This window comes from Pseudomonas sp. G7(2022) (assembly GCF_052660475.1).
Genome location: NZ_CP109659.1, coordinates 4,716,729 through 4,737,861, shown reverse-complemented (window position 1 = coordinate 4,737,861; position 21,133 = coordinate 4,716,729). Strand labels below are relative to the sequence as shown.

Below are 21,133 nucleotides of genomic sequence, written 5' to 3'. Positions count from 1 at the left end.
GGATGTTTTGTAGGGGCTTGTTACTACCATCGTCGAATGGTTCTATACGGGCGCCCCGGCTACAACAGGGTCATACAAAAACAACTATTACACCGAGGTAGGAAAGATGAGTGCGGCTTCCCTGTATCCCGTTCGTCCCGAGGTTCTGGCCAATACGCTGACCGACGAGGCGACCTACAAAGCCATGTACCAACAGTCGGTCGTCAACCCTGACGGCTTCTGGCGCGAACAAGCCAAGCGCCTCGACTGGATCAAGCCTTTCACCACGGTGAAACAGACGTCGTTCGACGATCACCACGTCGACATCAAGTGGTTTGCCGACGGCACCCTGAACGTTTCCTACAACTGCCTCGACCGTCATCTGGCCGAGCGCGGCGATCAGGTCGCCATCATCTGGGAAGGCGACGATCCTTCCGAAAGCCGCAACATCACCTACCGCGAACTGCACGAACAAGTGTGCAAATTCGCCAACGCCCTGCGTGGTCAGGATGTGCACCGCGGCGACGTGGTGACCATTTATATGCCGATGATCCCCGAAGCCGTGGTCGCCATGCTGGCCTGCACCCGGATCGGCGCGATTCACTCGGTGGTGTTCGGCGGTTTCTCGCCGGAGGCCCTGGCCGGTCGCATCATCGACTGCCGCTCGAAAGTGGTGATCACCGCTGACGAAGGCATTCGTGCCGGCAAGAAGATTTCCCTCAAGGCCAACGTCGATGACGCGCTGACCAACCCGGAAACCAGCAGCATCCAGAAAGTCATCGTGTGCAAGCGCACCGGCGGCGACATCAAGTGGAACCAGCATCGCGACATCTGGTACGAGGACCTGATGAAAGTGGCGGGCACCGTCTGTGCGCCGAAAGAGATGGGCGCCGAAGAAGCGCTGTTCATCCTTTATACCTCCGGCTCCACCGGCAAGCCGAAGGGCGTGCAGCACACCACCGGCGGTTACCTGTTGTACGCGGCGATGACTCACGAGCGCGTGTTCGACTACCGTCCGGGCGAAATCTACTGGTGCACCGCTGACGTGGGCTGGGTCACCGGTCACTCCTACATCGTCTACGGCCCGCTGGCCAACGGCGCGACCACGCTGCTGTTCGAAGGCGTGCCGAACTACCCGGACATCACCCGGGTGGCGAAGATCGTCGACAAGCACAAGGTCAACATCCTTTACACCGCGCCGACCGCGATCCGCGCGATGATGGCCTCCGGCACCGCCGCTGTTGAAGGCGCGGACGGCAGCAGCCTGCGTCTGCTCGGTTCGGTGGGCGAGCCGATCAACCCGGAAGCCTGGGACTGGTACTACAAGAACGTCGGCAAGTCCCGTTGCCCGATCGTCGACACCTGGTGGCAGACCGAAACCGGCGGCAACATGATGAGCCCGCTGCCAGGCGCCCATGCGCTGAAGCCAGGTTCGGCTGCACGTCCGTTCTTCGGTGTGGTGCCGGCGCTGGTGGACAACCTCGGCAACATCATCGAGGGCGAGGCTGAAGGCAATCTGGTGATTCTCGATTCGTGGCCAGGTCAGGCCCGTACTCTGTACGGCGACCACGACCGTTTCGTCGACACCTACTTCAAGACCTTCCGTGGCATGTACTTCACCGGTGACGGCGCCCGTCGCGACGCCGACGGTTACTACTGGATCACCGGTCGTGTGGACGACGTGCTCAACGTCTCCGGCCACCGCATGGGGACCGCCGAGATCGAAAGCGCGATGGTCGCTCACCCGAAAGTCGCCGAAGCGGCGGTGGTCGGTGTGCCGCACGACATCAAGGGGCAGGGCATTTATGTCTACGTCACCCTGAAAAATGGCGAAGAGCCGAGCGAGCAACTGCGTCTGGAACTGAAAAACTGGGTGCGCAAGGAGATCGGCCCGATTGCTTCACCGGACGTGATCCAGTGGGCGCCGGGGCTGCCGAAGACCCGTTCGGGCAAGATCATGCGCCGCATCCTGCGCAAGATCGCTACCGCCGAATATGAAGGGTTGGGCGACATCTCCACCCTGGCCGATCCGAGTGTGGTGCAGCACCTGATCGATACGCACAAGACCATGAACGTCGCGTAAGCGTTAGAGCCATAGAAGGCCCTGCCCGGTAATGCCGGGCAGGGCTTTTTTATGCCTGCAGGGTTTGTAGTGGGCTTGCTGACCTCTTCGCGAGCAGGCTCGCTCCCACAGGGGGTTGCATTTCAATGTGGGAGCGAGCCTGCTCGCGAAGGCAATTTGTACGGCACCGGTGTTGTCCGCTGTCGGAACTCAAAACCATCCAACCAATAATTATCGATTTCAGGCGTAAGACATTTCCCGTTGTTACCCAGGGAGCTTCACGTAACCGAATGTGTAACCGCCCGCTCCGCAACGGGGCATCCGGAAACGCATTGCCCTGTTTAAGGGCCTCAAAACCCCCGGTGAAAAATAAGACATCACCCCGCGCTTGCCGGATTAGAAGGGTTTGCGAATAATAGGCCCGCAATTTGCAGCATAGATCGGTTCACTGTCTTTCGCTCTTGCATGAAATTGCGGAGCTGTCAATGTGCTCAAGCGGGTTTCTCGGTGCATCTGTAATTAGTTGTCGCATTGAAGAAATATCGGCTTCGGGCCTGTCGTTAGAATGCCGATCACTCGCTCGTCGTGGCTCGCGTTGAAGCCTTTAGGGTTTGTTCGGAAATATCCCACGCACGCAGCAACCGCTTTCGTTCCACCCATTCGCATATTGGGCTGTCGCTCACTCTGCCGTTTTTGCCCTTTACCGATGGAGTCCCAAGATGAAGAAACTTGTGCTGCTTGGCGCCCTGGCACTGTCCGTGCTGTCCCTGCCGACATTCGCCGATGAAAAGCCTCTGAAAATCGGTATCGAAGCGGCTTACCCTCCATTCGCCTCCAAAGCGCCGGACGGCAGCATCGTCGGTTTCGACTACGACATCGGCAACGCGCTGTGCGAAGAAATGAAGGTCAAGTGCCAGTGGGTCGAGCAAGAGTTCGACGGTCTGATCCCGGCACTCAAAGTGCGCAAGATCGACGCGATCCTGTCGTCCATGTCGATCACTGAAGATCGCAAGAAGTCCGTGGACTTCACCAACAAGTACTACAACACCCCGGCCCGCCTGGTCATGAAAGAAGGCACTCAGGTCAGCGAAGGTCTGACTGAGCTCAAGGGCAAGAACATCGGCGTGCAGCGTGGTTCGATCCACGAGCGTTTCGCCCGCGAAGTCCTGGCCCCGCTGGGTGCCGAGATCAAGCCGTACGGTTCGCAGAACGAAATCTACCTCGACGTGGCCGCCGGCCGCCTCGACGGCACCGTGGCGGACGCTACGCTGTTGAATGACGGCTTCCTGAAAACCGACGCCGGCAAAGGCTTCGCGTTCGTCGGCCCGGCGTTCACCGACGTCAAATACTTCGGCGACGGCGTAGGCATCGCGGTACGCAAGGGCGACGCCCTGAAAGACAAGATCAACACCGCCATCGCGGCCATCCGCGAGAACGGCAAGTACAAGGCAATCCAGGACAAGTACTTCGACTTCGACATTTACGGCAAGTAAAGACGTCGCTCGACCCGTCCGAAATGGCGCAAGCAACAGGATCTCTGCGGTTTGCGCCATTTTTTCATCCCAACTTTCGAGGACCTGAATCATGTTGAAAGGCTACGGGGCTGTCATCCTCGATGGCGCTTGGCTGACGCTTCAGCTCGCCTTGTCGTCCATGGCCCTGGCCATCGTTCTCGGGCTGATCGGTGTCGCATTGCGCCTGTCGCCGGTGCGCTGGCTGGCGTGGCTGGGCGATCTGTATTCCACGGTGATCCGCGGGATTCCCGACCTGGTGCTGATCCTGCTGATCTTCTACGGCGGCCAGGACCTGCTCAATCGCGTCGCACCGATGCTCGGCTATGACGACTATATCGACCTGAATCCGCTGGCCGCCGGTATCGGTACCCTCGGTTTCATCTTCGGTGCGTACCTGTCGGAAACCTTCCGCGGCGCGTTCATGGCAATCCCCAAAGGTCAGGCCGAAGCCGGCATGGCATACGGCATGAGCAGCTTCCAGGTGTTCTTCCGGGTGCTGGTGCCGCAGATGATTCGTCTGGCGATTCCGGGATTCACCAACAACTGGCTGGTGTTGACCAAGGCCACCGCGCTGATTTCCGTGGTCGGTCTGCAAGACATGATGTTCAAGGCCAAGCAGGCGGCCGACGCCACCCGCGAGCCTTTCACCTTCTTCCTCGCAGTGGCGGCGATGTACCTGGTGATCACCAGTGTTTCGTTGCTGGCGCTGCGTCACCTTGAGAAGCGCTACTCGGTAGGCGTAAGGGCGGCTGATCTATGATCTTCGACTACAACGTCATTTGGGAGGCCCTGCCGCTGTACTTCGGCGGTCTGGTCACCACCCTCAAGTTGCTCGCGCTGTCGTTGTTCTTCGGTCTGCTCGCGGCCCTGCCGCTGGGGCTGATGCGTGTGTCCAAGAACGCCGTGGTCAACGGTGCGGCGTGGCTTTACACCTACGTGATCCGCGGCACGCCGATGCTGGTTCAGCTGTTCCTGATCTACTACGGTCTGGCCCAGTTCGAAGCGGTGCGTGAAAGCTTCCTCTGGCCGTGGCTGTCCAGCGCGACGTTCTGTGCGTGCCTGGCGTTCGCGATCAACACCAGCGCCTACACCGCCGAAATCATCGCCGGCAGCCTCAAGGCCACGCCGAACGGCGAGATCGAAGCGGCCAAGGCCATGGGCATGTCGCGGGTCAAGATGTACAAGCGCATCCTGCTGCCATCGGCCCTGCGTCGGGCGCTGCCGCAGTACAGCAACGAAGTGATCATGATGCTGCAGACCACCAGTCTGGCGTCCATCGTGACCCTGATCGACATCACCGGCGCGGCCCGTACCGTCAACGCGCAGTTCTATCTGCCGTTCGAGGCGTACATTACCGCCGGCGTGTTCTACCTGTGCCTGACCTTCATTCTGGTGCGCCTGTTCAAGCTGGCCGAACGTCGCTGGCTGAGCTACCTGGCCCCGAGGAAGCACTGATATGGAACGCATCGACCACATTCTGCCGTGGAGCCACCTGGGCAGCGAGCGCCGGATTTCGGTGTTTCGCTTCGGCAGCGGCGAGCGCAAGGCCTACATCCAGGCCAGCCTCCACGCTGACGAACTGCCCGGCATGCGCACCGCCTGGGAACTGAAAAAACGCCTCGGCGAACTCGAAGCCAAGGGCTTGCTCAACGGCGTCATCGAGCTTGTGCCGGTGGCCAACCCGCTGGGCCTTGGCCAGTTGCTGCAAGGCAACCATCAGGGGCGTTTCGAGGCTGGCAGCGGCAAGAATTTCAACCGTGATTTCGTCGAGCTCAGCGGCCCCGTGGCCACTGCGCTGGAAGGACAACTCGGTGATGATCCGCACGCCAACATCCGTCTGATCCGTCAGGCGATGGCTGATCATCTGGCGGCATTGCCCGAGGCCGGCAGCCAGTTGCAAGGCATGCAGCGCATCCTGCTGCAGCATGCCGCCACCGCCGATGTGGTGCTGGATCTGCATTGTGACTGCGAAGCCGCACTGCACATGTACGCCTTGCCGCAACACTGGCCGCAGTGGCGTTCGCTCGCTGCACACCTGGACGTGAAGGTCGGCCTGCTGGCGGAAGACTCCGGCGGCAGCTCGTTCGATGAAGCCTGTTCGTTGCCGTGGCTGCGTCTGTCGCGCCTGTTTCCGGACGCGCAGATTCCTCTGGCGTGCCTGGCGACGACCGTTGAACTCGGCGGTCAGGCTGACACCACGCCGGCACAGGCCGAAGCCTGGGCCGAAGGCATTCTGGCGTTCCTCGCCGAGCAGGGCCTGATCCGTGGGGAGTGGCCGAACGCAGGGCGCGAACCGTGTGAAGGCATGCCGTTCGAGGGCACTGAATTGCTCCTGCCGCCGCATCCCGGTGTGGTGAGTTTTCTGCGCAAGCCCGGCGAGTGGGTTGAAGCCGGTGACAAGATTTTCGAAGTGATCGATCCGCTGTCGGATCGGGTCAGCACGGTGTGTGCTGGTACGTCCGGGGTGCTGTTTGCCATTGAGCGGCTGCGTTACGCCCAACCCGGTTTCTGGCTGGCCAAAGTGGCGGGGCGCGATGCGCTGCGCGACGGCCCTTTGCTCAACGACTGACTGTTTTTGTGAGAACCGACCGCATGTACAAACTTGAAGTCCAAGACCTGCATAAACGCTATGGCAGTCACGAAGTGCTCAAGGGCGTTTCCCTGAAAGCGGCCGCCGGCGATGTGATCAGCATCATCGGCTCCAGTGGCTCCGGCAAAAGTACTTTCCTGCGCTGCATCAACCTGCTTGAGCAGCCGCACGCGGGCAAGATCCTGCTCAACAACGAAGAGCTGAAACTGGTGGCGAACAAGGACGGCGCGCTGAAAGCGGCTGATCCGAAACAGCTGCAACGCATGCGTTCGCGCCTGTCGATGGTGTTCCAGCACTTCAACCTGTGGTCGCACATGACCGCGCTGGAAAACATCATGGAAGCGCCGGTTCACGTGCTGGGCGTGTCCAAGGCCGAAGCCCGCGAGAAAGCCGAGCACTACTTGAACAAGGTTGGCGTGGCCCATCGTAAAGACGCGTTCCCGGGGCACATGTCCGGTGGCGAGCAACAGCGTGTGGCGATCGCCCGCGCGCTGGCGATGGAACCGGAAGTGATGCTGTTCGACGAACCGACTTCTGCCCTCGACCCGGAACTGGTCGGTGACGTGCTGAAAGTCATGCAGGCCCTCGCTCAGGAAGGCCGGACCATGGTGGTGGTGACCCACGAAATGGGCTTCGCCCGTGAAGTGTCGAACCAGTTGGTGTTCCTGCACAAAGGCGTCGTCGAAGAAAGCGGCAACCCGCGTGAAGTGCTGGTCAATCCGCAATCGGAACGTTTGCAACAATTCCTCTCGGGCAGCCTCAAGTAATCGCTCCCGTTATGCACCAGATTAGGTCATGCTGCGCAGCGCGCCAGATGGTCTAATTTGGTTGCAGCCGATTTCGGTTTTTCCCTCTGTTTACGTTTCGGATCGCCCGCCATGACTGCCCATCGAATTGGTTTCCTGATTTGGCCCAGCACTAAAGCTCTGACTTTGGCGCTGGCAGAGGAGGCCTTGCGTGTTGCCCAGCGTGTGCATCCGGACGTGGTTTACGAGCTGTCGTTCCTGCAGGCCGAAGCACCGACCGACGGTGAATGGCAACTGCCCGGCGAACCCTGGGCCGGCAAACTCGAAAATTTCCAGAAACTGTTCCTGCTCGCCGATGAGCCACCGACGACGTTGGCGCCGGCGCTCAGCAGCGCGCTGAAACAACTGGTGCGTGCCGGTTGTGTGATTGGCGGTCTGTCGGCCGGTGTGTACCCGCTGGCGCAACTCGGCCTGCTCGACGGCTACCGCGCGGCGGTGCACTGGCGCTGGCAGGACGATTTCGCCGAGCGTTTTCCGAAAGTCATCGCCACCAGCCATCTGTTCGACTGGGATCGCGATCGCCTGACCGCGTGCGGCGGCATGTCGGTACTCGATTTGCTGCTGGCCGTCCTGGCCCGCGATCACGGTGCGGAACTGGCCGGTGCGGTTTCCGAAGAACTGGTGGTCGAACGCATCCGTGAAGGTGGCGAGCGTCAGCGCATTCCATTGCAGAACCGTCTCGGCTCCAGCCATCCAAAGCTCACCCAGGCGGTGCTGCTGATGGAAGCCAACATCGAAGAGCCGCTGACCACCGACGAGATCGCCCAGCATGTGTGCGTGTCCCGTCGCCAACTGGAGCGGATCTTCAAGCAGTACCTCAACCGCGTGCCGAGCCAGTATTACCTGGAGCTGCGCCTGAACAAGGCCCGGCAGATGTTGATGCAAACCAGCAAGTCGATCATCCAGATCGGCCTGTCGTGCGGTTTCTCTTCGGGGCCGCATTTCTCCAGCGCCTACCGCAACTTCTTCGGCGCCACGCCGCGGGAGGACCGCAACCAGCGGCGCAGCAGCAGCCCGTTCGAATTATCGTCAGTGCCGCCAGAGCGCGGTTGATTGATCTGCAGCAGCGCCATGGAGGCAACGTCCATGGCGCTGTTGTTTCAGGCGTTCGTCAATCTTCGATTTCGACCCCGGCGCGCGTTCGCACCGGCGGATGTACCATTACGCCGTCGACGTTCAGTGTCATTCCCGTTTGCTGGTAGTAGGCCCGGATTCGCTGCATGGCCCGGGCGGAGAATGGATTGCCGCGCAAGTCGTAGCGATCGCCGACATGCGCAGGCACCTCCATGAGCTCGTCGGGCATTTCAGTGATTTCATTGCCCGACAGATCCACTTCCATCCAGTTGAAATTCTCCAGTACGCCGTGGGGGATTTCCCTGATGCCGGTGGTGCTCAGGTCCAGATCGGTCAGCCCCTGCAGGTTGCTGAGGTCAGGTGTCAGACCGAGGGGGTTGTCGTGCAGATGCAGCAGATCAAGACCGTCCAGCGTGTTCAGCCCGGCCACGTCGCTCGGCGACAGCGTGATTCTGCAGGAGGGCAGGCTCAACGTGTTGAGTCGCCTCATGTGGAAGATGGCTTGAGGGATGCCAGCCAGGTCGTAGCCTCGAATATCGATGCTTTCCAGACTGGGAAATGCCTCGAGAAACCGGCCGATTCGCGGCCAGTGATCGCTGATGCTGGTCAGGTACAGGTCCGACACATGGCTGAAGCTTACGCTCAGCGTGGGCAATTGACCCATGACCGACAACCGGGAAGTGAAATGGTGGCCAGCCGTGCTTGCCCCTTCCACCGGCGTTTTGCGCCAGCACCTCAGCAGTGCTTCGCGAAGTGCCGACCGGATCTGTTCTTCCGCCAGGCGCTCGCGCGGGCTGAGCGGCAGCCCGGTCAAGGGATCAACCGGTATATCGGACTCCCAGGCTGTAAGGTCGCCCAGCAGTCTGTCCAGTTCGGCTTCCCGGCGCGTCAGTTCAACTCGACCGTCGACCAGCGTGCCTTCGAGGTGATAAATGAAATCGCTGGCCTGTTTATCGTTCAGGGTTGGGTAGAGTGTCCGGGTCCGTGCGATGTCTGACGGCTCGGCCAGTACGCCAAGGTCTTCTCCGGTCCGACGGAAGTAGTCCTTGATGCGCTCGCGGGTGGCCGCGTTCAGCGGATTGTCGCCCAAGTCATAGCCGTTGCTGGCGGAGGCAGGCAGGTCGAAGATCTCCGCGGGCAGTTCGGTAAGGCGATTGCCGCTCAGCAATGCCGTCTCCAGCCAGGGCGGATCGAGCAAGCCCGGTGGCAGCCCGGTAATCCCGGTGTTCGAAAGATCGAGGAATTCCAGTGCCGGCCAGTTGCGGATATCCGGCAGCCGGCCCAACGGATTGTTGTAAAGGTCGAGCCTGACCAGGTGCCTCAGCGAGTACAGTGTGGCGCTGCCCCTGTCATCCAGTACGATCGCGCAGTTGCTCAGAACCAGTTGCTGGAGGTCCGGCATCCCGGTCAGTGCCGGCGGAACCTCTGCCAATGCCAGGTCGCGCAGCTCAAGCGAATCGAGGCCGGTGAACCCTCGCAGGAAACCGGTGCCGGCACGCAGTTGGGGATTGCCGGTGATCGCGAGTACCGTGACGTGAGCAAAGTCTGCACTCAAGGTCGGCAGATCACCGATGAAAGCCGGATTCAGGTTGAGCACCGTGGTCCTTTTTTCGGGGCTCTCCGGGGACCGGTCGCGCCAGAATGATTCGATCTCCAGTCGAAACATCATGCGGCTGGAGCGTTCGTCGGAGCGATCGTTGTCGGTCAGCGCCAGGTCGGTGGCCGGATAGCGTTCAGGAATCGCGGTCACCCAGCTTTCAAGGTCATCTTCCAGTTGCCGCAATTCGGCTTCCCAGCGATGGATCTGTAACCGGCCGTCATCAAGCGTTCCCGGCAGCAGGTACAACACTCGATTGGCACCTTCGTCGTCCAGGGACGGGAACAGAGCGCGGATCCGCTGGATTTCTTCCCATGGCATTGAAACGCCGAAACTCTGCCTGAACTGCCGATAACAGACCTTGATGCGTTCACGCATGGCGGGCGACAGCGGGTTGCCGGCAAGGTTGAGTTGTCTGGGCGGGCGGGCGGAGATATCGAAGAGGAGGTCGGGCAGTTCGCGGATCAGGTTGCGTTCGAAGGTGGCGAAGACCAGTCGTTGATGTTCGAACAGGCCATCCGGCAGGCTCGATATGCCGGTGTCGGCCAGGCGCAGTTGAACCAGGGCCGGCAATGTTTCGAGGGTGGGAGGTGTCCCCAGCGGGTTTCGGCTCAGGTTCAGGTACTGCAGGTTGCCAAGGGATGACAGGGTTGCCCGGGTTTGCGGAGTCAGCGTCAATCCGCAGTTCTCAATGATCAGTCGTTCCAGCGAAGGCATGCGCAGGGCTGTCAGCGGGCCCTGACCCAGCCTGAAATCATGCAGTTCCAGATGACGCAACGTGGAGAAGGGTTGAAGGAACCCGTCAATGTTGCTCAGCGCTCCGTGTCCCACGAGTGACACTTCGCGAATATGGCTGAAGTCGGTGGTCAGCGTGGGCAGGTCGCCGATGAATGCCAGATGGGCTACCAGGGAGTCGCCCCTGCGCCTGGGGTTTTCCGGCATTCGCGTACGCCACAGGGTTTGCAGTTGCTCGGCAAACTCAGTTCGTGCCGAGTGCTCCGTCAGAAATTCCCCAGGTGTCAGTGGCTGATGACTGGAAGGATGAGTCTGGGGAATTGCCATTTTCCATTGCGCCAGATCGGCGGTGAGTTGCTCGAACTCCGCTTTCCAGTGCCTGAGTTGACGGCGCCCGTGCTCGAGGTCGCCGGGCAATCCATAGAAGACATCGCTGGCCTCTTCGCCGTCCAGGGTAGGAAACAGCGCCTGGGTGGCATCGATGTCGGCCTGTTCGGCGAGCACCCCGAAGTCCTGACCGGTTTTTCCGGAGTAACGCTTGATCCTCTCAAGCGTATCGGCGGTCAACGGGTTGCCGGAGAAGTCGAATCCTTCGCTGGCTGCCGCCGGCAGCTCAAAGAACGCCTCGGGCAGTTCGCTGATCCGGTTGTCGCTGATAATGGCCGTTCGCAATGTCGGGTGTCCGATCAATCCGGCAGGAACATCGCTGATACCGGTGCGTGAGAGATCCAGATAGACGAGCGCTGGCAGGCTGCTTGCATCGGGCGCGCTGCCCAGGGGGTTGTTGGGCAGTTCGAGTGATTCAAGCTCGCGCATCGCCGCCAGAGCAATCTGCAGCTCGCCGGTAAATGTCACACCGCAATTGCTGAGAAGCAGTATCTCGAGTGAGGGCAGGGCCGTGAGTGACTGTGGCAGTTGCTCCAGTGCAAAGTCATGCAGGATCAAACGCTTGAGTCGGGGGAAGCTTTGCAGAAATGGCGAGGTGGCTTGAATGTGTTTGTTTCCCTTCAGCGACAGTGCGGTGATATGACTGAAATCTGCCGACAGCTCGGGCATGTCGCCGATGAATGTGGCTTGCGCCGAGAACACGTCCGCTCTGGTCAGCGGATGTGCAGTCGAGCGGTGGCGCCACAGCCTTTCAATTCTTCCGGCGAATATTTCACGCTCGTAAAACTGATTGAAGTGTTCGTTGGGATTGAGCCTTTCACCGGTGGACGGATCACGGTCTGGCGTGTCCCGCGCCCATGTGGCCAGGTCGGCGGTCAGCCGGGTGATTTCGCTCTCCCAGCGATCCAGTTGCAGCCGACCCTGTAACAGCGAGCCAGGCAGGCCGTAGATCAGTTCGCTGGATTGGCGTTCATTCAAGTCGGTAAACAGCGCCTTGACCCGGTTTATATCCGCTTGCTCGGGGCGAACGCCCAGATCGCTGCCGGTCCGGTTGAAATAGATCTTCACCTTTTCACGGGTCGCGGCGGAAAGCGGATTGCCGAAAAAATCGTACCCGGCGGTGGACGCGGCCGGTTGTTCGAACAGGGCGTCCGGCAGCGTGGTGATCTGGTTGTCGGTAAGCCATGCGCTGATGAGGCGCGGATGATCCAGTATGCCTGTGGGGACTTGGGAGATGCCTGTACTGGAAAGGTTCAGATGAGTCAGGTCCGGCATGAGGCCGAAATCGAACGTGGCACCCAGTGGATTGCCCTCCAGATCCAGTGTGCTCAGGGCATTGAGGGTCGACAGGATCGACTGGTTTTGCGGTGTAAGGACGACGCGGCAGTTTTGCAGCGTCAACTGTTTAAGACCCGGAAAATTCGTCAGGCGTGGCGGGAGATTGTGCAGATCGAAGTCGCGCAGTTCCATTCGCACCAGCCCCGAAAAGCTTTCGAGAAAGTCGCTCACCGCGCCTGGCTCGCCACTGCCGATCAGCTCCAGGCTGCTGACGTGGGAGAAGTCGGCCGTCAAGGCGGGGAGGTCACCTGCCAGCGGCTCCGAAAAGCGCATCTGGTAACCGTTCGGGCCTCGAATTTCTCTGCGCCAGCAGCTGCGCAGGTCGCTGGCGAATGTCTGGCGATCACGGATGGCGGCCATCTGCTGCTCCTGTGAGCGTCGGGTGCCGTTTGCCGGGTTGATCTCCGGGAAGTCGAACAGCCATTGATTGAGATGGCTATCAAGTTGGGCGTATTCCAGTTGCAGCCGGGACAGCTCGGCGAGTGCGCCGTCCGGGTGGCTTTCAAGGCGCTGGGCCATGATCAGTCGTTCGTCTTCGGACATTCCCGGATAGACCTGCCTGATCCGGTTGTCCAGGGTGCGGGGCGTTTGCGAGGTCGTTGGCGGGTTGCGGGAGTAGCCGTCCGTGCCGAGCAATCGCAGCGTATCGATGGTGGGAGGCGGCACAGGGTCGGGCATGATCGCCAGTCGCAGTTCGCTGCGTGCCATTGGATTGTCACGGATGGCCTGCCTGAGCTTTTCACCTTCGCCGATCTGCAGCTTCAAGGCTTTTCTCTGCATGTCCGGCAGGGCTTGCAGGACGGCAGTGTAGAAATCGGTGTAGCCGTGCAGTTCCAGACCCTGTTCGTCGTACGGTTGCCAGAGCCCCCCGGATTTGAGAACCAGCACTTTCTGAATGGGGGCCTCGACGGGGCCGGTGCTGTCGATCAATTGCCCTTCCCGGGATTGGGCGCGGACTTCAAGGCGTACGTCAGCCGACCAGCCCGGCAATAGTTGAAGGCTGTGCAGCGCCAGGGTGTCGGTGTCCGGATTGTGCACCGAATCCAGTACCAGCCCTTCGAAGGCACGAGTGACGCGCAGTTCCTGTCTGGCGTGTTCTGTCAGGGCCTGCTGCCGTTCTGGCCATTGTCCTTTGTTGATCGCCACCAGTTCCGAACCGGTGGCCGTGTTCAACAGTTCTTCGGTAATTCTGGCGGGCAATTGCGGTTCATGCAGGGCCGCACGCCTGAACAGGGGCTCCTCGCGATGTTGAAGCGCTTGATAGCGTGCCTCGAACAGTGAGCTGCGCTGCTGCCGGGCGATCTGCGCAAGCCTGGCTCTGAGTTTGCGCGCACGCGCATCAAGGGCGAGCCTCTCACCGAAATCTTCCCCGAGCAGCGTATTGATTTCCGATTCACTGAGGGTCTGGATCAGGGTCTTGAGCAAATCGCCACTGGACAGGCTGTCCTGGCGAATCTCGGTCAGCGCAAGCTCTTGATCGGTTGAGGATTGCCACGCGATCTCGCCTTGCAGATTGATAAAACGCAGTCTTTTAGTGTCGGGCCATAAGTTCTGTTCTTTGAGAATCTGCAGCTGGGTCAAGGGATCTGCGGTCAGATAGACCTCGGGTCTGTCACTGGAGATACGTTCAATGAAGTCTTGCAGGTCCTGATCGATCCTGAAGCGATGAATACTGTCGGCCAGCAGCGGCGGCAAGCGCTCCTGGTTGACGTGCATTTTGCGCAGCGCATCTTCCGGATACCCGCTGACCTTGAGGATCTGCTCGCGTCGGGCGGGGGATATCGATTCGACGTTGTGACCGATCCGTTGCAATGCGGTTGTGGTGTCCCATTCAAGCGGTTGCTCTAACTCGGTGTGGAAGGCGCCTTCGCCGTTATGGCGTACGAAGGGGCGATAGGCATCTGCCCGGCTCGGATGCTCGATGTAAAGCTTGTCGGGATGTTCATGCGGGCTGACGGCGTAATGCGTCTGATCGAGAGTGAGCAGGTTTTCTCCCTGGTGTCGGTACAGTCCCTGCCGGTCGGGCCCGGATCCTTCGGGCGGCTGGACCTGACGCTCGTAAGGTTTCAGATCGGGTTTCCAGTAGAGGGTTTTGCCGTTGCGCAGCTTGACCGGCTGAAAGCGGTCGATGAATGACACGACGCTTGCCGGCAGGACCCCGGGAAGCTCGGCCATCGCGATGCTGCCGCCAATGCCGAACGCCCCCAGCTGAATCAATGACTCAAGCGCCGCGAACAGGTGTTCGCCGGCTTCGGCGGCCGAGCCTTGCGCCCAGTCGACGACCCCCTCGAACACTTCATCAACGAACTGATAGGCCATGTACGCCATCATCATTTCACCCAAAAACGGCACGAACGGCAGCACGACAAACGAAGCGATTTCCAGCAGCGACGACGCGACGTTGACCAACGAGTCCCACAACGCCCAACGGGCATTGCGGTCCACGGTGGCGGTGGCAACGGCGATGACGGCAGCGTCATTGAGGATCTTGTCCAGTTTGCGTTGGTAGAGGTGCTGCCACAGATCACCGGCGATCGGGGAGACGGCCAGCTGCAGATCGGGGCGATCGAGCGGCGTGTCACGCCAGGCAGGCTGCTGGCTACCCCGTTCAGGTTGATGCCACTGCACCCGGCTGAGGCGGTGATTGAGCTGTGAAAAAAAGTAGCCTCGCTGCTCGTGCAGTACGAATCGGCTGAAATAGCGCTGGTAGTCCGGCGAGCGCAATTGCCGGGTCAGTTCTACTGCCATTTCAACCGACGAGGCGTACTGCTTGACGGGGTGCTCGGGATCGTCAGGCAGGTAGGCCACCAATCCCGCCGGCGCGTTGGCCTGTTCGAGATCAGGGGCAAAAATGACAACTCCCGTCAGGGTGGCGGACATCATCGTCAAGTCCTGACATTGCAGCGCCTGACGGTTCATTCGCACTCCCTGCACGCCGTCGATCAGGGCCTCGATCATGCGAAACCAGACCTCGTCGATGTCTCCGTTCATCCGCGCCAGTTGCAGGGCGGCCTTGAGCGCTGATCGCTGACTGGCCTTGATTCTGGGGTGCAGGGTGGTTGCGACGACCTGGTCGGTGACGCCCAGTCTCTGTTCAAGAAAGTTCTTGTAGCCCGCGCCAATATCCAGCTCTCGGCACAGATGGGTGAATGCAGTGATGCTGAGCTTTTCGTTGACGTGCGGCAGCGTCTCGAACTGACCTTGGGAGGACGGTCGGGAGATGAAACATGAACCGCTTTCGTGGGGTTCCTCTTCTTCGAAATTGTGCAGTGCGGCTTCCAGCAGGGAAACGGTCCAGACTCTGGAGCCTGTCCGGATGGAAAGGCCTGGGGGGGTGATCGGGATGTAGAGGCGCAGAAATGTTTCCTGGGTGTCCAGATCCAGGCCAAATCGTGATTTCAGCGCACTTTTGAGCAACGGTTCGGCAAACGCCTTGATGTCTTGCAGGTGCATCAGGTCCCGGTCGATGGCGTTCTGCGTATTCATGTGTTCGGCAATGGCGGTTCGCAGATCGTCGTGCCGGGCTCGCGGTGCAGCCTTGATCCGGTCACTGACCGGCCGCTGAGGGTTGCTCAGTGCCTTGCGTCTGGCCGGGGACGCGAGGGGCAGCCATTCAGGAATGCCCTTGATGAGGGGTTGATAGTGAGCGGGTGGGTTGAGCGGGACAGCGGCTGGGGTTGCCGGCGATTGCCCTTCGTTCAGTGACTGCATGTCGAGTGCGCCTTGATGTTCGGAAAGGGCTCAAGCAAATCAGAATGCTTTCGACGAAGTGCGGTACATAGTTATGACATTGGCCGCTGCGGCAATTGATATCTTCCTGGGCCTGCTGCAATTGCTGTCGACGGTTTAAACTGCGCCTTTGCGACGCTATATGTCGCATTGCCGTAAACCCGGGAAAATCCGGGGTTTGCGCTATAAGAAGTTGTCGCTTGGCGACAAGGCCGGGCTGAAAACTGTCCTTACAATCCCCCCATCGCTCGCCAGTTTCAGGCGGGTGGCCCTCATCAGGAGACTCCGATGTCCGTTGAGCACGCTGCGGTACAACGCGCCGATTTCGACCAGGTTATGGTTCCCAACTACGCGCCTGCCGCTTTCATTCCGGTGCGTGGCGCCGGTTCCCGTGTCTGGGATCAGGCCGGCCGCGAGCTGATCGACTTCGCCGGCGGCATCGCCGTCAACGTATTGGGCCATGCGCACCCGGCGCTGGTCGGTGCCTTGACCGAGCAAGCGAACAAGCTGTGGCACGTGTCCAACGTGTTCACCAACGAGCCGGCCCTGCGCCTGGCGCACAAGCTGATCGACGCCACCTTTGCCGAGCGCGTGTTCTTCTGCAACTCCGGCGCCGAAGCCAACGAGGCCGCTTTCAAGCTGGCCCGTCGCGTCGCGTTCGATCGCTTCGGCACCGAGAAGTACGAAATCATCGCCGCGCTCAACAGCTTCCACGGCCGCACCCTGTTCACCGTGAACGTCGGTGGCCAGTCGAAGTACTCCGACGGTTTCGGTCCGAAAATCACTGGCATCACCCACGTGCCGTACAACGATCTGGCGGCGCTGAAAGCCGCTGTTTCCGACAAGACCTGCGCGGTCGTTCTGGAACCTATCCAGGGTGAGGGCGGCGTGCTGCCGGCCGAGCTGGCTTACCTGCAAGGCGCCCGTGAACTGTGCGACGCGAACAACGCGTTGCTGGTGTTCGACGAAGTGCAGACTGGCATGGGCCGTACCGGCAACCTGTTCGCCTACCAGCATTTCGGTGTGGTTCCGGACATCCTGACCAGCGCCAAGAGCCTGGGTGGCGGTTTCCCGATCGCCGCGATGCTGACCACCGAAGCACTGGCCAAGCATCTGGTCGTCGGCACTCACGGCACCACTTACGGCGGCAACCCGCTGGCGTGCGCCGTGGCTGAAGCGGTGATCGACGTGATCAACACCCCTGAGGTGCTGAACGGCGTCAACGCCAAGCACGACAAGTTCAAGACCCGCCTGCAACAGATCGGCGAGAAGTACGGCCTGTTCACCCAGGTGCGTGGTCTCGGTCTGCTGATCGGTTGCGTGCTGAGCGACGCCTGGAAAGGCAAGGCCAAGGACATCTTCAACGCCGCTGAACAAGAAGGCCTGATGATTCTGCAGGCCGGCCCGGATGTGATCCGTTTCGCCCCGAGCCTGGTGGTTGAAGACGCGGACATCGACGCCGGTCTGGACCGCTTTGAACGTGCTGCCGCGAAACTGACGCAAGCCTGATAGACCCTTCGGCGCCTGACTTGATCAGGCGCTGACCCCAATTTTGATGCCGGGCAAAATCAAATGTGGGAGCGGGCTTGCTCGCGAAAGCGGTGGGTCAGACAGCGAAAATGTTGACTGACAATCCGCTTTCGCGAGCAGGCCCGCTCCCACACTGATCTCTGTGTATGCAGTAGCTGCCCGGTTATTTTTCTGTGAATGAATAAGAGAAAGGAGTGACACCATGCTGGTGATGCGCCCCGCGCAAATGGCTGATCTGGGCGAGGTACAGCGTCTGGCTGCGGACAGCCCGATTGGTGTCACTTCCTTGCCGGATGACGTTGAACGCCTGAGCGACAAGATCGCCGCGAGCGAAGCCTCGTTTGCCGCCGAAGTGAGCTTCAACGGCGAGGAGAGTTACTTCTTCGTCCTGGAAGACACCGCCACCGGCAAACTGGTGGGCTGCTCGGCGATCGTTGCGTCGGCCGGTTATTCCGAGCCGTTCTACAGCTTTCGCAACGAGACCTTCGTGCATGCTTCCCGCGAACTGAAGATCCACAACAAGATCCACGTGCTCTCGCAATGTCACGACCTGACCGGCAACAGCTTGCTGACCAGTTTCTACGTGCAGCGCGAGCTGGTGGGTTCGCCTTGGGCCGAACTCAACTCCCGTGGCCGTCTGCTGTTCGTCGCCAGCCACCCGGAGCGGTTTGCCGATTCGGTGGTGACCGAGATCGTCGGTTACAGCGATGAAAACGGTGACTCGCCATTCTGGGACGCCATCGGTCGCAACTTCTTCGACCTGAACTACGCCGAGGCCGAGCGTCTGTGTGGCCTGAAAAGCCGTACGTTCCTCGCCGAACTGATGCCGCATTACCCGATCTACGTGCCGCTGCTGCCGGATTCCGCCCAGGAAGCGATGGGCCAGGTACACCCGCGTGCGCAGATCACCTTCGACATCCTGATGCGCGAAGGCTTCGAGACCGATCACTACATCGACATTTTCGACGGTGGCCCGACCCTGCATGCGCGCGTTTCGGGGATCCGCTCGATCGCCCAGAGCCGTGTGGTACCGGTGAAGCTCGGCGAGCCGGTCAAAGGTGCCGGTCGCCAGTATCTGGTGGCCAATGCCCAGTTGCAGGATTACCGCGCGGTATTGCTCGAGCTGGATTACGCGCCGGGCAAACCGGTGACCCTGGATCTGGAAGCGGCCGAAGCCCTGGGCGTCGGTGAAGGTGCCAGCGTGCGCCTGGTGGCGGTTTAACGCCTTAGCGAGTTTCACGGGTGGCCACGGCGGCCCGTTTGAGGAGGTAGCATGATTGTTCGTCCCGTACGCAGCAGCGATTTGTCCGCTCTGATCGACCTGGCCCGCAGCACCGGCACCGGCCTGACCACCTTGCCGGCCAACGAAGAGCGCCTGACCCACCGGGTCGGCTGGGCCGAGAAGACCTTTCGCGGTGAAGCCGGCCGTGGCGACGCGGACTACCTGTTCGTGCTCGAAGACGACAACGGTCGCGTGGTGGGGATTTCCGCCATTGCCGGCGCCGTCGGTCTGCGCGAGCCGTGGTACAACTTCCGCGTCGGCCTGACCGTCAGCGCCTCGCAGGAACTGAACATCTATCGCGAGATTCCGACGTTGTTCCTGGCCAACGACCTGACCGGCAACTCCGAGCTGTGCTCGCTGTTCCTGCACGCCGACTACCGCACCGGCCTCAATGGCCGCATGCTGTCCAAGGCGCGGATGCTGTTCATCGCCGAATTCCCGGAGCTGTTCGGCAACAAGATCATTGCCGAGATGCGCGGCGTATCCGATGAAGCCGGTCGTTCGCCGTTCTGGGAAAGTCTGGGCCGTCACTTCTTCAAGATGGAATTCAGCCAGGCCGATTACCTGACGGGTGTGGGCAACAAGGCATTCATTGCCGAACTGATGCCGAAATTCCCGCTGTACACCTGCTTCCTGTCGCCGGACGCGCGCAACGTCATCGGCCAGGTGCACCCGGACACTGAGCCTGCGCTGGCGATGCTCAAGAGCGAAGGCTTCAGTTATCAGGGTTACGTCGACATCTTCGACGCCGGCCCGGCCATCGAGTGCGAGACCAGCAAGATCCGCGCGGTGCGTGACAGCGAAGCGCTGGTGCTGGCCATCGGCACCCCGGGCGACGACGCCACGCCGTTCATCATCCATAACCGCAAACGCGAAGACTGCCGCATCACGGCGGCGCCAGCCCGACTGGCCGCCGGTACGCTGGTGGTCGATCCGCTGACCGCCAAACGTCTTCAACTCAACGCTGGCGATCAGGTTCGCGCCGTGGCGTTGTCCGCTGCCCGGGAGTCCAAACAATGAATTCGCTATACATCGCAGGTGAGTGGCTGGCCGGTCAGGGCGAGGCCTTTCAATCGCTGAACCCGGTGACCCAGCAAGTGCTGTGGTCGGGGGAGGGTGCCACTGCCGCTCAGGTCGAGTCGGCCGTGCAGGCTGCGCGTCAGGCGTTCCCGAGCTGGGCCCGTCGCACCTTGGAAGAACGCATCAGCGTGCTCGAAGCGTTCGCCGCTGCGCTGAAAAAACACGCCGACGAACTGGCCCGCACCATCGGTGAGGAAACCGGTAAACCGTTGTGGGAAGCCGCGACCGAAGTCACCAGCATGGTCAACAAGATTGCGATTTCGGTGCAAAGCTATCGCGAACGCACAGGTGAGAAGAGCGGCCCGCTGGGCGACGCCACCGCCGTGTTGCGCCACAAGCCCCATGGCGTGGTGGCGGTGTTCGGCCCTTACAACTTCCCTGGCCACTTGCCGAACGGCCACATCGTGCCGGCGCTGCTGGCGGGTAACAGCGTGCTGTTCAAACCGAGCGAGCTGACCCCGAAAGTCGCCGAGCTGACGGTCAAGTGCTGGATCGAAGCCGGTCTGCCGGCCGGCGTTCTGAACCTGCTGCAAGGCGCCCGTGAAACCGGGATCGCGCTGGCGGCGAATCCGGGCATCGACGGTCTGTTCTTCACCGGTTCGAGCCGCACCGGTAATCACCTGCACCAGCAGTTCGCCGGGCGTCCGGACAAGATCCTCGCGCTGGAAATGGGCGGCAACAACCCGCTGGTGGTCGATCAGGTCGCGGACCTCGACGCTGCGGTGTACACGATCATTCAATCGGCATTCATTTCCGCCGGTCAGCGTTGCACCTGCGCCCGTCGTCTGCTGGTGCCGCAAGGCGCGTGGGGCGACAGCCTGCTCAAGCGTCTGGTGGAAGTCAGCTCGACCATCGAGGTCGGCGCGTTCGATCAGCAGCCGGCGCCGTTCATGGGCTCGGTGATTTCCCTCGGCGCGGCAAAAGCCTTGATGGATGCCCAGGCACATTTGCTGGCCAACGGCGCAGTGTCGCTGCTGGCAATGACTCAACCGCAGGCGCAGTCGGCGCTGCTGACTCCGGGCATCGTGGATGTGACGGCGGTTGCCGATCGTTCCGACGAAGAACTGTTCGGTCCGTTGCTGCAGGTGATCCGCTACGCCGATTTCGAAGCCGCGATTGCTGAAGCCAACAACACCGCGTTTGGCCTGGCCGCTGGCCTGCTGTCGGATTCCGAAGAGCGCTACCAGCAGTTCTGGCTGGAAAGCCGTGCCGGGATCGTCAACTGGAACAAGCAACTGACGGGGGCTGCGAGCAGCGCGCCGTTCGGCGGTGTCGGCGCCTCGGGCAACCACCGCGCCAGCGCCTATTACGCGGCGGATTACTGCGCGTACCCGGTGGCCTCGCTGGAAACCCCGAGCCTGGTGTTGCCGGCGGCCCTGACGCCTGGCGTGAAGATGGCGTGATGCCCATCGCTGGCAAGCCAGCTCCCA

The 21,133-nt window shown here is 60.9% G+C and carries 12 protein-coding genes; 11 read left to right on the top strand and 1 reads right to left on the bottom strand.

Translation table 11 applies throughout. The features are described from left to right. Positions 1 to 106: 106 nt before the first annotated feature. The 7 genes from acs (at position 107) to argR (ending at position 8,004) form a co-directional block, all read left to right on the top strand. Entirely contained in the window at positions 107 to 2,062 is a 1,956-nt protein-coding gene (gene acs / locus NE357_RS21615; RefSeq protein ID WP_169431540.1) for an acetate--CoA ligase, read from the top strand. Between the two features lie 698 nt (positions 2,063 to 2,760). After that, a complete protein-coding gene (locus tag NE357_RS21610) occupies positions 2,761 to 3,534 on the top strand; it encodes an ABC transporter substrate-binding protein (protein ID WP_169431539.1) in 774 nt (257 codons plus the stop codon). A gap of 91 nt (positions 3,535 to 3,625) precedes the next feature. After that, the gene (locus NE357_RS21605) at positions 3,626 to 4,315 is read left to right on the top strand and encodes an ABC transporter permease (protein WP_007951063.1); all 690 of its coding nucleotides are present in this window, start codon (positions 3,626 to 3,628) and stop codon (positions 4,313 to 4,315) included. Then, on the top strand, positions 4,312 to 5,010 hold the full coding sequence (locus NE357_RS21600; protein WP_011335540.1) for an ABC transporter permease: 699 nt from the start codon (positions 4,312 to 4,314) through the stop codon (positions 5,008 to 5,010). Before NE357_RS21605 ends, NE357_RS21600 begins: the two co-directional genes overlap by 4 nt. A gap of 1 nt (position 5,011) precedes the next feature. Beyond that, positions 5,012 to 6,124, top strand: a complete 1,113-nt coding sequence (locus NE357_RS21595; protein WP_169431538.1) for a succinylglutamate desuccinylase/aspartoacylase family protein — start codon at positions 5,012 to 5,014, stop codon at positions 6,122 to 6,124. 23 nt (positions 6,125 to 6,147) lie between these two features. Next, positions 6,148 to 6,912 (top strand): ABC transporter ATP-binding protein, encoded by a 765-nt coding sequence (locus NE357_RS21590; protein WP_003227281.1) that lies wholly within the window; start codon positions 6,148 to 6,150, stop codon positions 6,910 to 6,912. A gap of 111 nt (positions 6,913 to 7,023) precedes the next feature. After that, the gene (gene argR, locus NE357_RS21585) at positions 7,024 to 8,004 is read left to right on the top strand and encodes a transcriptional regulator ArgR (RefSeq protein ID WP_085607460.1); all 981 of its coding nucleotides are present in this window, start codon (positions 7,024 to 7,026) and stop codon (positions 8,002 to 8,004) included. Between the two features lie 58 nt (positions 8,005 to 8,062). On the opposite strand, the gene NE357_RS21580 is transcribed toward argR, so the two are convergent. Continuing rightward, complete coding sequence (locus tag NE357_RS21580) at positions 8,063 to 15,793, bottom strand: dermonecrotic toxin domain-containing protein (protein ID WP_169431537.1); 7,731 nt, start codon at positions 15,791 to 15,793, stop codon at positions 8,063 to 8,065. 306 nt (positions 15,794 to 16,099) lie between these two features. On the opposite strand from NE357_RS21580, the gene NE357_RS21575 reads away from it, so the two are divergent. From NE357_RS21575 to astD, 4 genes are all read left to right on the top strand, one after another. Beyond that, the gene (locus NE357_RS21575; protein WP_064598809.1) at positions 16,100 to 17,320 is read left to right on the top strand and encodes an aspartate aminotransferase family protein; all 1,221 of its coding nucleotides are present in this window, start codon (positions 16,100 to 16,102) and stop codon (positions 17,318 to 17,320) included. 223 nt (positions 17,321 to 17,543) lie between these two features. Continuing rightward, on the top strand, positions 17,544 to 18,563 hold the full coding sequence (aruF, locus tag NE357_RS21570) for an arginine/ornithine succinyltransferase subunit alpha (protein WP_064598807.1): 1,020 nt from the start codon (positions 17,544 to 17,546) through the stop codon (positions 18,561 to 18,563). A gap of 51 nt (positions 18,564 to 18,614) precedes the next feature. Next, the gene (astA, locus tag NE357_RS21565; RefSeq protein ID WP_169431536.1) at positions 18,615 to 19,643 is read left to right on the top strand and encodes an arginine N-succinyltransferase; all 1,029 of its coding nucleotides are present in this window, start codon (positions 18,615 to 18,617) and stop codon (positions 19,641 to 19,643) included. Next, complete coding sequence (gene astD, locus NE357_RS21560; RefSeq protein WP_169431535.1) at positions 19,640 to 21,106, top strand: succinylglutamate-semialdehyde dehydrogenase; 1,467 nt, start codon at positions 19,640 to 19,642, stop codon at positions 21,104 to 21,106. Before astA ends, astD begins: the two co-directional genes overlap by 4 nt. Positions 21,107 to 21,133 lie beyond the last annotated feature (27 nt).